The sequence below is a fragment of the Phenylobacterium sp. genome, from assembly GCF_030680185.1.
In the GTDB taxonomy this organism is placed as follows: Bacteria; Pseudomonadota; Alphaproteobacteria; order Caulobacterales; family Caulobacteraceae; genus Phenylobacterium.
This window is the reverse complement of the sequence record NZ_JAUXVZ010000048.1, coordinates 1-13699: the sequence shown is the minus strand read 5'-3', so window position 1 is coordinate 13699 and position 13699 is coordinate 1. Positions and strand designations below refer to the sequence as shown.

General features: G+C 67.2%; 13 protein-coding genes and 2 pseudogenes. 9 read left to right on the top strand and 6 right to left on the bottom strand.

What is annotated here, in order from left to right; genetic code table 11:
- Positions 1-79 precede the first annotated feature (79 nt).
- Positions 80-781, bottom strand: a complete 702-nt coding sequence (sfsA, locus tag Q8L83_RS11305) for a DNA/RNA nuclease SfsA (protein WP_305286978.1) — start codon at positions 779-781, stop codon at positions 80-82.
- A gap of 58 nt (positions 782-839) precedes the next feature.
- Between sfsA and Q8L83_RS11300 the strand changes: the two genes are divergently transcribed.
- Complete coding sequence (locus tag Q8L83_RS11300) at positions 840-1634, top strand: competence/damage-inducible protein A (protein ID WP_305286976.1); 795 nt, start codon at positions 840-842, stop codon at positions 1632-1634.
- Between the two features lie 32 nt (positions 1635-1666).
- Here the strand turns inward: Q8L83_RS11300 and Q8L83_RS11295 are convergent, their stop codons facing one another.
- Genes Q8L83_RS11295 through Q8L83_RS11285 form a run of 3 tightly spaced genes read right to left on the bottom strand, consistent with a single transcriptional unit; the run spans position 1667 to position 3173 of the window.
- Entirely contained in the window at positions 1667-2005 is a 339-nt protein-coding gene (locus Q8L83_RS11295; protein ID WP_305286974.1) for a DUF1153 domain-containing protein, read from the bottom strand.
- Positions 2002-2670 (bottom strand): hypothetical protein, encoded by a 669-nt coding sequence (locus tag Q8L83_RS11290; RefSeq protein ID WP_305286972.1) that lies wholly within the window; start codon positions 2668-2670, stop codon positions 2002-2004. Before Q8L83_RS11290 ends, Q8L83_RS11295 begins: the two co-directional genes overlap by 4 nt.
- Before the next feature lie 41 nt (positions 2671-2711).
- The gene (locus tag Q8L83_RS11285) at positions 2712-3173 is read right to left on the bottom strand and encodes a helix-turn-helix domain-containing protein (protein WP_305286970.1); all 462 of its coding nucleotides are present in this window, start codon (positions 3171-3173) and stop codon (positions 2712-2714) included.
- Positions 3174-3706: 533 nt separating this feature from the next.
- Between Q8L83_RS11285 and Q8L83_RS11280 the strand changes: the two genes are divergently transcribed.
- Genes Q8L83_RS11280 through Q8L83_RS11270 form a run of 3 tightly spaced genes read left to right on the top strand, consistent with a single transcriptional unit; the run spans position 3707 to position 6722 of the window.
- Complete coding sequence (locus Q8L83_RS11280; RefSeq protein WP_305286968.1) at positions 3707-4939, top strand: glycosyltransferase family 4 protein; 1233 nt, start codon at positions 3707-3709, stop codon at positions 4937-4939.
- Positions 4933-5670, top strand: a complete 738-nt coding sequence (locus Q8L83_RS11275) for a class I SAM-dependent methyltransferase (protein WP_305286966.1) — start codon at positions 4933-4935, stop codon at positions 5668-5670. The genes Q8L83_RS11280 and Q8L83_RS11275 overlap by 7 nt, the downstream gene beginning before the upstream one ends.
- Positions 5667-6722 carry a hypothetical protein gene (locus tag Q8L83_RS11270; protein ID WP_305286964.1) on the top strand — a complete coding sequence of 352 codons (1056 nt, stop codon included), beginning with the start codon at positions 5667-5669 and terminating at the stop codon, positions 6720-6722. Before Q8L83_RS11275 ends, Q8L83_RS11270 begins: the two co-directional genes overlap by 4 nt.
- A 12-nt stretch (positions 6723-6734) precedes the next feature.
- Here Q8L83_RS11270 and Q8L83_RS11265 read toward each other — a convergent pair whose 3' ends face one another.
- Positions 6735-7349, bottom strand: a complete 615-nt coding sequence (locus Q8L83_RS11265; RefSeq protein WP_305286962.1) for a class I SAM-dependent methyltransferase — start codon at positions 7347-7349, stop codon at positions 6735-6737.
- Between the two features lie 206 nt (positions 7350-7555).
- Between Q8L83_RS11265 and Q8L83_RS11260 the strand changes: the two genes are divergently transcribed.
- Positions 7556-8269 (top strand): SapC family protein, encoded by a 714-nt coding sequence (locus Q8L83_RS11260; RefSeq protein WP_305286960.1) that lies wholly within the window; start codon positions 7556-7558, stop codon positions 8267-8269.
- Between the two features lie 93 nt (positions 8270-8362).
- Here Q8L83_RS11260 and Q8L83_RS11255 read toward each other — a convergent pair.
- Positions 8363-8992: pseudogene (locus tag Q8L83_RS11255) on the bottom strand (WecB/TagA/CpsF family glycosyltransferase); the annotation flags it as partial.
- Between the two features lie 624 nt (positions 8993-9616).
- On the opposite strand from Q8L83_RS11255, the gene Q8L83_RS11250 reads away from it, so the two are divergent.
- The 4 genes and pseudogenes from Q8L83_RS11250 to Q8L83_RS11235 all read left to right on the top strand — a co-directional run.
- On the top strand, positions 9617-9802 hold the full coding sequence (locus Q8L83_RS11250) for a DUF3008 family protein (RefSeq protein ID WP_305286958.1): 186 nt from the start codon (positions 9617-9619) through the stop codon (positions 9800-9802).
- 106 nt (positions 9803-9908) lie between these two features.
- Positions 9909-10892, top strand: a complete 984-nt coding sequence (locus Q8L83_RS11245; protein WP_305286956.1) for an NAD-dependent epimerase/dehydratase family protein — start codon at positions 9909-9911, stop codon at positions 10890-10892.
- A gap of 212 nt (positions 10893-11104) precedes the next feature.
- A complete protein-coding gene (locus Q8L83_RS11240; RefSeq protein WP_305286954.1) occupies positions 11105-13297 on the top strand; it encodes an AGE family epimerase/isomerase in 2193 nt (730 codons plus the stop codon).
- Positions 13288-13699 (top strand): annotated as a pseudogene (locus Q8L83_RS11235) (UDP-glucose 6-dehydrogenase); the annotation flags it as partial. The gene Q8L83_RS11240 and the pseudogene Q8L83_RS11235, both read left to right, overlap by 10 nt.

The following is a 13699-nucleotide window of genomic DNA, read 5'->3' as shown; positions in this document are numbered from 1 at the left end:
ATCGCGCAGGATTTAGGGGGCGTCGGACCTAAGATGTTGAAAAATCAAGTATCGAGGATCGACCCATGCGGGGTGCGACTTAACGCGCCCAGGTCATGCGGCGGACGATGCGAACGTAGTCCGGCGTGAGATCGCATCCGTAGATCAGCACTTCGACCCCTTGGTCGGCCGCATCAGAAAGCCCCTGGGCGAAGGCCGGGTCGAGGTCGTGACAGGCGGCGAAGGTGTCGCAGTCGGTGCGCTGGACGACGAACAAGGCCACGGCCCGGTCGCCCTGTGCGGCCATGGCCACGAGTTCGCGCAGGTGTTTTGTCGAGCGGGCCGCCACGCAGTCGGGGAATTCCGCCAGGGTTCCGGCGCGCCGGAGATGGCAGTTCTTCACCTCCAGCCAGCAGCGGGGGCGGTCGGGCGCCTCCAGCAGAAAGTCGATGCGGCTGGCCTGACCGTACTTCACCTCGCGGCGGTGGCTGGCATAGCCGGTGAGTTCGGGGATCGCGTCCGCCGCCAGGGCTTCTGCCACAAGGCGGTTGGGATGCATGGTGTTGATCCCCACCAGGCCGCCGTCGACCTCGACCAGTTCGAGCGTGTGGGCGAGCTTGCGCTTGGGGTCCGGCGAGCGTGAGACCCACACCGGGAGGCCCGGCATGTTCAGACCCAGCATGGCGCCGGGATTGGGGCAGTGGGCTGTGATCTCCGTCCCGTCCTCCAGGACGATATCGGCCAGGAAGCGCTTGTAGCGTTGCACGAGCTGGCCGCGCTTGAGCGGTTGCGGGAAATCCATCGGTGGCGTTAGTCCGTACCTTGAGACGTCAGTCAGGGTTTAGGTGAGGATGGGCGCGATGGACAGGACCGAGGGCGAGGCTTTGGACCCCTTCACGGCGGGGCGGGTTACCGCAGCAGTGCTGATCATCGGCGACGAGATCCTGTCGGGCCGCACCCGCGACACCAATCTTGGCGACATCGCCCGCTATCTCGGCGCCCATGGGGTGGAGCTGGCCGAAGCCCGCACGGTGTCGGACGTGCTGGAGGAGATCGTCGCGGCGCTTAACGCCCTGCGCGCCCGCTATGACTATGTGATCACCACCGGCGGGATCGGCCCCACCCATGACGACATCACCGCCGACGCGGTGGCCGCAGCCTTCGGCGTCGAACTGGTCGAACACCCCGACATCCTGGCCATGATGACGGCCCGCTGGGGGGCTGAGGTGAATGCCGCGCGTCGGCGGATGGCGCGGATCCCGGTGGGGGGCGTGCTGGTGAACAACCCCGTCCAGGGGCCGCCGGGCTTCACCATCGGCAATGTCTTCGTCCTGGCTGGCGTGCCGCAGATCATGCGGGGCATGCTGCAGGATGTCGGGCCGCGGCTGAAGGGCGGCGCGGTCGTGGTTTCGCGCACCCTGCGGGTCGAGGGCTCAGGGGAGGGCGCGATCGCTGCGCCCCTCGAGGGGCTGGCCAAGGCGCACCCCGCGCTCTCGCTGGGCAGCTACCCCTTCTATGGGGCCGACGGGTTCGGTTCGAACCTGGTGATCCGAGGCCGCGACCCCGATGAGGTCGAGACCACCCTGAACGAGCTCATCGCAGTGTTGCGTGAGGCCGGCATCGAGCAGGTGCAGGTCATCGAAACGCCGGCCTGACCCACGGCCCGGCGCGCGCCCGCCCGATGGTGTCAGGAGAGGGCGGTCTGGGCCGGCTGGCCGTAGGGCTGCGACGGAGTCTGGACGCGGCGGCTCTTGGCCGGCCGATAGGTCTGGGCCCGGGTGGTCTTCAGGCCGTCGAGGCCATGGCGCTCGAACAGGCTGAGCCAGCCCGCGATCTCCTCGGTCGACAGCTTGTAGAGGGCGACCGCCTCGCGCAGGGAGATCAGCTCGGCGCGAATGGCCAGCAAAAGCTCGGCCTTTCGCCGGGCGTTCCACCGCACCGTGTCGGGCGAGGGCAGGGTGTCGCGGGTGATCGGGTAGCCCAGGGGGCCGACGACGGCGCGAAGGATATCGCCTGGCTGGCTCATTGGGGTCTTCCTTCCGGGGGCGGCGCGTGCGTTCGCCCGGTAAATGGATCAAGCAGGCGCGAGAGCAGCTGAGCGCCGACGGGGCGCGGCTCCCGGGCCGGCGGTTGGAAACTGCGCGATTCCTCCATGGGGAAGGGCACGATCACGGCGGCCTCGCCGCCTTCTGGCGGATTGCGCAGGGCCTCCTCGCCGATCGCCCAGACCTCGTGCAGGCGAGCGGCCACCAGAAAGGCGGTGAACTCGGTCTCCAGTGCTTCGGCATGGGCGCGCGCCATGCGTGCGCAGGCGGCGGGCGCATGTTCGCGAAGCCGGCGGTTCTCGTAGAATTCCTGGCCCTCGACCACCCGCCGCGCCTCTTCGATGGCGGCGATGGGCAGCAGGGAGTCCTCGGCCTTGCGGCTGGCGATAACCACCGTCTCGCGGGCCACGGCCAGGCGCAGCATCAAGAGGCCGGCCAGAGCATCAGACCCGGGGCGCCAGCGCAGGCGTCCATGACTGGGCGCCAGGGTCCATTCGGCCCGGAACTTCAGCGCAATGGTGGCGAAGGTGTCCAGCAGGCAATATTCAACCACCCGCCGGTCGCCATCCTGACTGAGCAGGCCAGAACCGAAGAAATAGGGCGCCGCTGGCTGCGGCGCGTCTACGGCGCCCGGTTCCCGGCGCAATTCAAGATTGAAAATCTGAGCTGAAGGGGCGTCCGGCGAGATCACTGGAGGGCCTCCCAGTCGTAGGGGAGCTCCAGGGGTTGCGCACGTTGAACGAACTCCCGGATCGCCTCTTGCGCGAGTGTCAGGCTGTAGGCCGAACCCGGCCCCGGGGTGATCATGCCCCGTTCTGAAAGGATGCGAAGCTTGCGCCGAACGGTCTCTCTAGGGATGCCGGTCATTGATGCGATGCTGAACGCGGACAAAGTCGCTGTGACTTCATCTGCCAAATCGTCTTCGTTCAGGCCGACGGATTTTACAGCCTCTGCCGCTAGGGCAAGCAAAAAGGCCGTATATATATAAAGGGCCTCTGCATCATTGCCGCACTTCGCGCGCCACGATGAAGTCAGCTTGAACAGCGTGCTTGCCGCCAAGTGGAAGCGGTACATCATAGAAGTGAAATTATCAGAAGAATGAGATTTCACTCTCGCAATGGGCCAATGGGCTGAAGCTTCGGTGACCATGATAACCTCGCAAGTTCCACTCTAAGGTGGTCACCTGCGACACTTTGGCAAGCAAGTCGGTGCGCAATATGGGCGCCGCATGCCCAAATTGGATGGTTAATGAACCGTTAAGGGGCGGCTTATGATCGAAATGCGCCGGCTCTGGGGGGAAGCTTGAGCACACCAGCCCAATGGCCATTGGCGATCAGAAAGCGCAAGGGCCGCGCCGAAAAAATTCGCCTATCACGGGTGTTTCGTCGGGGCTCAACAACGTCCACTTTGCCCGCTTCGGTAGCAAGCCTGGCCTTGGGCGGGCGAAAAGTTGGGACCGCGACACAGGCCGCAACAATTGGGCAATGGCCCGACGCAAGCATGAATATGGTCGAATGACGCTTGTCTGCGTTTCTCTAGAACATCTTACGCAGGGGAATGGCGAGGTTCGCCTAGGCTCCTGCTTCTCCAGGCTGTAGACCCCCGAGGCCATGCTCCAAGCCCCCCTAGCAACCAACGTCCTCCAGCCGCCTCATTTCGGCCGACCACGGAAGGGCGGTCCCTTGCGGATCGCCTTCCTGTCCTATCGATCCGACCCTCGCGTCGGCGGGCAGGGCGTGTATCTTTTCCAGGCGGCGAGGGCGCTGGCGGCGCGCGGCCACAAGGTCGATATTCTGTCAGGGCCGCCCTATCCCGACCTGCCGGCGGGCGTCGAGCTCGTGAAAATCCCGTCTCTGGACCTCTATGCCCAACCCCATAATGGGCACCTGTCCCTGCGATTGAAGCATCTGCTGAGCTGGACGGACCTGGCTGAGTATTTCGGCCACCTGTCTGGCAAGTTCATGGAGCCCTATACGTTCGGCCGCCGGGTCGCTCGCCATCTGCGCGCTCATGCTGGCGATTATGACGTGGTCATCGACAACCAGTCGCTCTGCTATGGCCTGCTGGACGCTCGGCGCCTCGGCCTGCCCGTGGTCGGCGTGATCCACCATCCGATCCGGCGAGACCTGGAACTGGCCCTCGACGCCGAACCCAATTGGAAGGTCCGTTGGCTGATCCGACGTTGGTACAGCTTCCTGTCGATGCAGGAGCATGTGGCCCCCAAGCTCGACCGGGTGATCGTGGTGTCCAAGAGCGCTGGGCGTGACGTCGCCCAGTATCTGAACATTGCGCCTGAACGGATGACCGCCATCCCCATTGGCGTCGATCAGAATGTCTTCCGGCCACAGCCGGATCTGCGTCGGCGCGAGCGGCGGCTGCTGACCACGGCCAGCGCCGACGTGCCCTTGAAAGGGCTGGGGGTGCTGATCCAGGCCTATGCCGACCTGCTGCCGGCCTATCCGGACCTGGAGCTGGTGGTGATCGGCAAGCTCAAGCCGGACGGCCCGACGGGAAAGCTGCTCAACAGCCTCGGCCTGGCCGATCGGGTCACCTTCATCAGCGACCTGACCGGCGAGGAGATGGCCGAGCAGTACGCGCGAGCGACCCTCTGTGTGACGCCGTCTCTCTATGAAGGGTTCGGCCTTCCAGCGGCCGAGGCCATGAGCTGCGCCTCGCCGGTGGTCGTCACCGACGGCGGCGCTCTGCCCGAAGTGGTCGGTGAGGCCGGGATCGTGGTGCGGCGGGGTGATCCCAAGGCGTTGGCGACGGCCATCGCCCAGTTGCTCGACGATCCGGCCAAGCGCGCGACCTTGAGCGAGGCCAGCCGTCGCCGCGCCCGCGAGGTGTTTTCCTGGGATCGGGCGGCGGCGGCCTATGAGACAGTCCTCGAAGATGCGGTGATCTCGGCGTGCTGACCGTGAAGATCGACCGCCTGGCCCTGCGGCCGGGCGACTGGGTTCTGGATCTGGGATGCGGGGAGGGGCGCCATTGCCACGGCGTCCACCTGGAGGACGGCGTCAATGTCGTCGGCCTGGACATGGATCTTCCTTCCCTTCGCAAGGCGATGGCCGGGGTGGGCGAACTGCCAAAGCCCGCAAACCCCGGGGCCTGCGCCTTCATCAAGGGGGACGCCTATCGCCTGCCCTTCGCCGCGGGGACTTTTGACGCGGTCATCTGCTCGGAGGTGCTCGAGCATCTGGATGACTATTTCGCCGTGCTGGCGGAGATCAGCCGGGTCCTGAAGCCGGGCGGTGTCTTTTCACCCACCGTGCCCCGCGCCTGGCCCGAGGCCATCTGCTGGAAGCTGGCGCCGGGCAAGGACGGCTATGCCGACCAGCCTGGCGGTCATGTGCGCATCTTCCAGGAGGACAGTCTGCGCCGCGAGATCGAGCGCTTGGGCTACCGGTTCCTGGGCCAGCACTATGCGCACGGACTTCACAGCCCCTATTGGTGGCTGAAGTGCGCCTTCTGGAGCCGCCAGGACGATCATCCGATGATCAAGGCCTACCACCGGTTCCTGGTGTGGGACCTGATGGAAAAGCCGGCCCTGACCCGGGGCCTGGAGGCGCTGGCCGATCCGATCATGGGCAAGAGCGTCGCCTTCTATTTCCGGAAATCCGCCGTGGCCGGCGAGGCGGCGGCATGAGTCCTGGCGCGGTTTCACGCCGGGCGCCCCCGCGGCGGCGCGATCCCCTGGGCGGCGCGGTGACCTGCATGCTCGAGGCGCAGGAACCTGACGGCGCCATCCCCTGGTTCACAGGCGGTCCCTGGGACCCATGGAACCACGGCGAATGCGTCATGGCCCTGGCGGTCGCAGGCGAATGGGACGCAGCCCGGGCCGGCCTGGATTGCCTGGTGGCCCGGCAGGGCCCGGACGGCGCCTGGCTGGGCGAGTATGGCAACATGCTGCCCATGGCCGATCGTCTGCATATGGCCCGGGTTCGGCCGCCGGCCTTTCGCGACACCAATTTCGCCGCCTATTGCGCCGTCACGGTCTGGCATTTCGTCACCCTGACCGGAGAGGCCGAGGTCGCGGATCGCTACTGGCCCATGGTGCGGGCGGCGATGAACTTCATCCTGAGCCTGCAGCACCCGCAGGGGGATATTTCCTGGTCGCAGGAAGCTCACGGGACATCGGCCGACGACGCCGTCCGCGCCGGATGCGGCTCGATCTACAAGAGCCTGGACTGCGCCCTTCGGCTGGCGGATCTGGTCGGCGAGCCCCAACCGACCTGGCGGGCGGCCCAGACGCGGCTGGGCGAAGCTCTGCGCGATCGGCCAGAGCGGTTCGACCGGACCGCCGACCGCTCCGGCTTCGCCATGGACTGGTACTATCCGATGCTCGGCGGCGCCCTTCAGGGCGAGCGCGCGCTGGAACGGCTGGACGCGGGATGGAGCCGGTTTGTCGAGCCCGGGGTCGGCTGCCGCTGCGTGGCCGAACAGCCCTGGGCCACCGTGGCGGAATCCTGCGAACTCGTCATGGCCCTGGTCGCCCTGGATCGTCGCGCCCAGGCCCTGGAGGTTTTGACCTGGCAGGACGCCCATCGCGATACCGACGGCGTCTACTGGATGGGCTGGCAGTTCGAGGAGGCGATCATCTGGCCTCAGGAACGGCCCACCTGGACCCAGGCTGCCGCCATCCTGGCCCACGACGCCCTCTACGACCTGACGCGAGCCTCCTCCGTTCTGGTTCGCTGAGACGCGTCGAGGTCAGAGACGGCGCAGCACCCGCAGGCTCTTGACCGCCTCGACCTCCTCAAACAGGTCGGAGGCCAGCGCCCGCTGATAGATTTCGAAGGGCGGGCGCCCCCCATCGGCCGGATCGGGGAAAACGTCGTGGATCGCAAGCAGCCCCCCGGCCACAAGGTGGGGCGTCCATCCGCGATAGTCGGCCAGAGCCGCCTCCATGGTGTGGCCGCCATCGATGAACAGAAAGCCCAGCCGCCCGCCCCAGAGGGCGGCGACCTTGGCTGAACGCCCGACGACCGGAATGACGGTCTCCTCCAGGTCCGCAGCCCGCAGGGTGCGGCGCAGGACGGGCAGGGTGTCCAGCGCGCCGGCCTCGGCGTCCCACAACTCGGCATCGTGGTATTCCCAGCCCGGCTGGTTTTCTTCAGAGCCCCGGTGGTGGTCGATCGAGAACAGGGCGGCGCCCACGCTCTTGCAGGCCGTGCCGATATAGACCGCCGACTTGCCGCAATAGGCGCCGATCTCCAGACAGGCGCCGAGGCGCGCGCCAGCCAGGGCCGCCCGCTGCAGAGCAGCCCCCTCCGCCGGATCCAGGAAGCCTTTGATCTGGTCGATGTCCAAGGGGAGAGGAAGCATTTTTGGGTATCTCTTCATACGAGGGCGCAGGTCGGCGCCTGGCGAATATACGGCTTTGGAGCCGGATGCGACGGCCACGCCGAATGGCTGATGGGGCGAAAAGACCCGGGTCTATCGGCGGCCCTAGTCTTGCATCCGCGCCGGAGGAGCCGTTTAGATGGACCGACTCCAGATAAGTTCGTTTAAATAAGGGGGCGGGCCCCGGCATGACGCCGCTCTTCTACCAGAATGTTTCACCGATCACCTTCGCCAAACACGGGGCGATGCGTCTGCGCACGCCCCTGGACTTCCGGTTTGCGAGCGGGGCCAACGCGGTCCCCTTGACCCTCTCTGAAATCCCCTTGGCCGCGCAGTGGTATCCGATCGCCTTCACCGCGGAGGCCCGTCCCCGGCCCCTGGCGATCCTCGGCCTGCGCGACGGCGAAAACCTCTTCGTTGACGGAAAAGGCCGCTGGCGCGAGGGCGCCTATGTGCCCAGCTATGTCCGACGCTATCCCTTCCTGCTCGCGCAGGACGGCGAGATGATCGCCCTGTGTATCGACGACCAGCCCGAGGTGCTGAGCGATACCTTCGGTACGCCCCTGTTCGAGAATGAAGGGCCAAGCGCGATCCTGGACTCGGCCATGGCCTTCTGCCGGTCTGCCCAGGCCGCCGAGCGGGCCACCACGCCGTTCATCGCACGACTGCTGGAGCTTGATCTGCTGGAAAGCCGCACGGCCGTCGTGGACGTCCCCGACGGGGTCAAGGTGTCCCTGTCAGGCTTTCTCACCATCGACGAGTCCCGTTTTCGGACGCTCAGCGACGAGGTCTTTCTCGATCTGCGCCGGCGCGGCTGGCTCGCCGCGGTCTACGCCCAGATTCAGGCCACGCTGAACTGGGGCCGCCTCGCCGACCGGCTGGGTGACCGGCAGGCGGCCTGAGCGCGTCCGCCGCCATAGGCGGCCTTCGCGGTGCGCCACACCGAGATCGGCGAGGGCTGGCCCGAGCAGGAACCAGGGCTCGACCCCATAGCGCCGCCAGAGCCGCCGGGGATCGGCCACCAGGCGGAACAGCCATTCGAGCCCCGCCCGTCCCATCCAGCGGGGCGCCGCCTTCTGGGCGCCCGCCTCATAGTCGAAAGCCGCCCCGACCGGCAGGATCACGCAAGGCGGCAGGGCGGCGCGGTTGTCCAAAATCCACAGCTCCTGCCGCGGCATCCCCATGCCGACCATCAGGACATCGGGGGCGAAGGCGGCGATCTCCTCGCGCACGGCTGTGTTGTCGGCCGACCCTGGCGCAGCATCGAAATAGCCGTCGTGGACGCCGATCGCCGCGCCAGGATAGTCAGCGGACAGGCGCTCGGCCGCCTGCTGCGCCACGCCGGGCGCCGCGCCCAGATAGAAGACCCGCCAGCCATGACGGTCGGCCAGGCTCCAGAAGTGGGGGCGCCAGTCGAGATAGGTGCAGCGATGGAAGGGCCGCGCTGGCAGGCCCAGCAGGGCGGCGAAGGCCAGGAGGGGGGTCGAGTCCGCCTCGATAAGGTCGGCCGCAGCAAAGAAGGTCGCTAGTTCAGGGCGCCGCCGAAGAAGATAGAGACTGTGCAGATTGTGGTTGGCGATCAGAGCCGGCGTGTCGGCCTCGACCCAGGCGGTGAGCGCGGCCATCACCTCTTCAGGGCGCGCCAGATCGATTTCGCCGCCCAGAACGGCGACTCTTGTCCGGGGACGGTCGGACGCTCGGACGGAGGGGCGGGGAAACCTGCGCCGTTCCACTTGATCTGTCCGTTGCGGTTGCGAGGGGGCAAACATAGGCGCCCGAGGTTAAGCCGGCCTTTCGCCGAACGCCTTTCGCTCAGTTCTCCCTCGCGCGCCGTCCGTGGCTGTGGCACGACCCTGACCATGCGGACGTGGCGAAACTGGTAGACGCAGCAGACTTTGACTTCAGAGTGCCCGCGGGGAAATCCGCGGCGTAGAACCGCTCAAATTCGGGGAAGGCTAAGGGGCGACCTAGGCTAATCCCGAGCCAAGCCCCCGGTTCGCCGGGGGAAGGTGTAGAGACTAGACGGGCGGCGCCTAAGGCCTTGCGGCTAGGGCGAAGGGATAGTCCAGACCACGAACAGCCCGGGCGACCGGGCGGGCGGCGAAAGCCGAAGTGGTACGAAAATCTGTTTTCCGAAAGGAAGTGCGGGTTCGATTCCCGCCGTCCGCACCAAGCTCCCTGACGGGTCTGGAACTTCGGGCCATGACGCTCGGTTTGCTGTGCATCACCGCGAGTTCAGGAGATGCGATATGCCCGCCAAGTCCGCAGCTCAACAGAAGGCCGCCGGCGCCGCCCTCTCGGCCAAGCGCGGCGACACGCCCAAGTCCGATCTGAAAGGCGCCTCCAAGTCCATGGTCGATTCCATGAGCGAGAAGGAGCTGGAGAAGATGGCCTCTACCTCCCGCAAGGACAAGCCGCAGCACAAGTCGGACTAAACATCGCGGCTGCGCGCGCTTCACCTTGTCCTTGTTTCATGCGACCCCTGCGCGCTTCGGCGGTCTCAAATCGCCGCGGTCTTGATGCGGAGTTCAGAGCTTGGTCATGGCGGCGCCCGTCATTGTCACCGGCGCAGCCGGCTTTATCGGCATGCATGTGGCAGAGCGCCTGCTGGCCCGCGGCGAGGCCGTGGTCGGCGTGGATGACTTCAACGCCTATTATGATCCTGCGCTGAAGGCGGCCCGGGCGGCTCGGCTGGAGGCTCATCCGGCGTTCCGCATGGTGCGCATGGACATCGCCGATGCGCCGGCCTTCGCCGCCGTGATGGCCGAAAGCCGCGCCCGCCGTGTAGTGCACCTAGCCGCCCAGGCCGGCGTTCGCCACTCGATCGAAAACCCCTTCGCCTATGAGCGCTCCAACCTGGCGGGCCATCTGTCGGTGATGGAGGCCTGCCGGCATGCGCCAGGCTTCGAGCACCTGGTCTATGCCTCGTCCAGTTCGGTCTATGGCGACCGACCCGGCGATGGGGTGGGTTTTTGCGAGGAGGACGCCGTCGACGCGCCGGTCTCGCTTTATGCCGCCACCAAGCGGGCCTGCGAGCTGATGAGCTTCGCCTATGGCAAGCTTTACGGCTTTCCTCAGACCGGCCTGCGGTTCTTCACCGTCTATGGTCCCTGGGGCCGTCCCGACATGGCCTATTTCTCGTTCACCGAGAAGATCCTGGCCGGCGAACCTATCGAGGTCTTCGGCCAGGGTGAGATGGCCCGCGACTTCACCTATATCGACGACATCGTCGATGGCGTGATCGGCGCCCTGGATCACCCGCCCGAGCCGGGCGTCAACCGCATCCTCAATATCGGCGACAGCCGCCCGGTGGGCCTGATGCGCATGATTGAGCTGTTGGAGCAGGCGCTGGGGAGGACGGCGCAGAAGGTGTTCCTGCCCATGCAGCCCGGGGACGTGACCACCACCTATGCCGACATCTCCAAGCTTAAGGCGCTCACCGGCTATGCGCCCAAGGTGTCGCTGGAGGAGGGCGTTCCGCGCTTCGTCGCCTGGCGTCGCGACTTTTATGGCGAAGGCGCCTGAGCCCCAAATGCGCAGAGTTCGCGCACAGGCGCAGGGGCGTCTGTGATGCGCGCGCAATAAATACAGCCGATAAGCAGCCGCCGCGCAGAATGAGCGGCTTTAGGCTTGGCCGGCGTGGGAATTGCACGCTAACCGAGAGGCGGCGCATTTTCGCGCGAGGGGGCGTATCTCGGTCCCATCGCGACACGCCATAGTGCGGGGGAAGACTTCAGTTGGCCATCTATCCCGTCATCATGTGCGGCGGCGCTGGCTCGCGCCTTTGGCCGGCGTCCCGGCCGGCTCATCCCAAGCAGTTTCTCCCCCTGGTCGGCGCCCGCTCCATGTTCCAGGAGACGGTGCTGCGCGTGGCCGACCTCGGTGAGGCGGGCGATCTTGTGGTGGTGGCCGGTGTCGCCCACGGCGAGCTGATCGCCGCGCAACTCGCCGAGATCGGCGTCTCCGCCACGGTGCTTCTTGAGCCCGAGCCCCGCGACTCCGCCCCGGCCATGGCCGCAGCCTGCGCCTGGATCGCTGGCCGCGACTCTGAAGGCGTGGCCGTCGTCGTCGCCGCCGATCACCATATGCCCGATGGGGCGGCCTTCCGATCCGCCGCCCTGACCGCCGTGGACGCTGCGCGTGAGGGGCAGATCGTGACCCTGGGCATGCGACCCGATGGCCCGTCGACGGCCTATGGCTATATCTCGCCCGGCCAGGGGCCGGGACCGGTTCGCCCCGTACTGGCCTTCGTCGAGAAGCCTGATGCGGCGACGGCGCAGGCCTATATCGAGGCCGGCTATCTCTGGAACAGCGGCAATTTCGTGGTCGGGGCCGAGGTTCTGCTGGCCGAGCTGGACGCCTTCGCACCCGCCATCGCGCAAGCCGCCCGGGCCGCCGTGGGCTCGTGCGCTCTGGGCCAAGGCGCCCTGGCGGAGAGCTTCCGCACGGCGCCCAAGATCTCCATCGACTATGCGGTCATGGAGAAGACCCAGCGGGCGGCCGTGCTGCCGGTGGATTTCGCGTGGTCCGACCTTGGCGCCTGGGACGCGGTCTGGCAGGCCAGCGACAAGGACGAGGCGGGCAACGCCGTCCGGGGCGACGCCCTGATGGTCGGCGCGAGCGACTGCCTGGTCCGCGCGCCAGCGGGCCTTCAGGTGACCTTGGTGGGGGTCAAGGACATTGCCGTGGTGGCCGATGGGGGGCAGGTTCTGGTCTGTGACCTGGCCTCCAGCCAGCAGGTCAAGACCGCTGTGGATCAGCTGAAGGCCAAGGGCCGTGAGGCCGTGGCGCCGGCCGCGCCTTTCCAAACCCTCAGTCAGGCGGCCGTCTGGTTCGACCAGTGGCTGAAGACCAGCGCCCTGCCGTTGTGGTGGACGCTCGGGGCCGATCACGTGGGCGGCGGCTTCCGCGAAGCCTTGACCCCGGAAGGCGCGCCGGTGGAGGCGCCGCGGCGCTCCCGCGTCCAGACGCGCCAGACTTTTGTCTACGCTACCGCCGGCCTGATGGGCTGGCAGGGGCCCTGGCGTCAGGCGGCCTGGCACGGCATGGACTATTTCCTGGCCCGCTATCGTCGCCCAGACGGCCTGTTCCGCGCCGTGGTGTCGAACGACGGCGAGCCCCTCGATGAGACCGCAGCCCTCTATGATCAGGCCTTCGCCCTGCTGGCCATGGCGACGCTGAACCAGGCCGATCCCGGTCATACCGATCTGGCCGGCGAGGGTCAGCGTCTGCTCGCCGCCCTCCAGGTCATGCGCCACCCCGCCGGCGGATTTCGCGAAGCCGGTGACCATCCCTTCCAGGCCAACGCCCACATGCACCTGCTTGAGGCCGCCATGGCCTGGGCCGAGAGCGGCGGCGGGCTGGAGTGGCAGGCCCTGGCCGCCGAGATCGTCGAGCTGGCCCTGAGTCGCTTCATCGACGTCGAAGGCGGCTTCCTGCGGGAGTTTTTCGACGAGACCTGGGCGCCGGCGCCCGGCGACGACGGCCGCCTCATCGAGCCCGGCCACCAGTTCGAGTGGGCCTGGCTGCTGGCCCGCTGGGCTGCGCGCACCGACGACGCCGATTGCGGCCAAGCCGCGCGGCGCCTCTACGCCGCCGGCCTGCGCGGCATAGACGCCAAGCGCGGCGTGGCCATCAACGCCCTGAACGACGATTTCACCGTGCGCGACGCAAACGCCCGCCTGTGGCCGCAGACCGAGTGGCTGAAGGCCGCCCTGATCCTGGAGCAGGACGCCCTCGCGCCCGCCCAGGCCCTGGCCCGCTACCTTGAGACCCCGGCGCGGGGAGGGTGGCGGGATCGGCTGGGCGCCGCTGGGGCGTTTGTTGAGGAGCCGTCGCCCGCCAGCTCCTTCTACCACATCGCCGCCGCGAGCCTGGGCTTGGCCGGCGTCGGCGTTCTTAAAGGATCTAGGACCAACGCATGCAAGTAGCGATGATCGGGACGGGCTATGTGGGCCTGGTGAGCGGGGCCTGCTTCGCCGACTTCGGGCATGTGGTGACGTGCATCGACAAGGACGCGGGCAAGATCGAGCGCCTGCGGACGGGGGGCATCCCGATCTTCGAGCCGGGGCTTGAGGGGCTGGTGGCGCGCAATGTGGCGGCTGGCCGGCTGTTCTTCGAAACCGAGGCCGCCGCGGCGGTGGCCAAGGCCGATGCGGTGTTCATCGCCGTCGGCACGCCGTCGCGCCGGGGCGATGGCCATGCGGACCTGTCCTATGTCTATGCCGCGGCTGCAGAGATCGCCGACCTGATGGACGGCTTCACCGTGGTGGTGACCAAGTCCACCGTGCCGGTGGGCACCGGCGATGAGCTCGAGACGATCATCCGCGCCC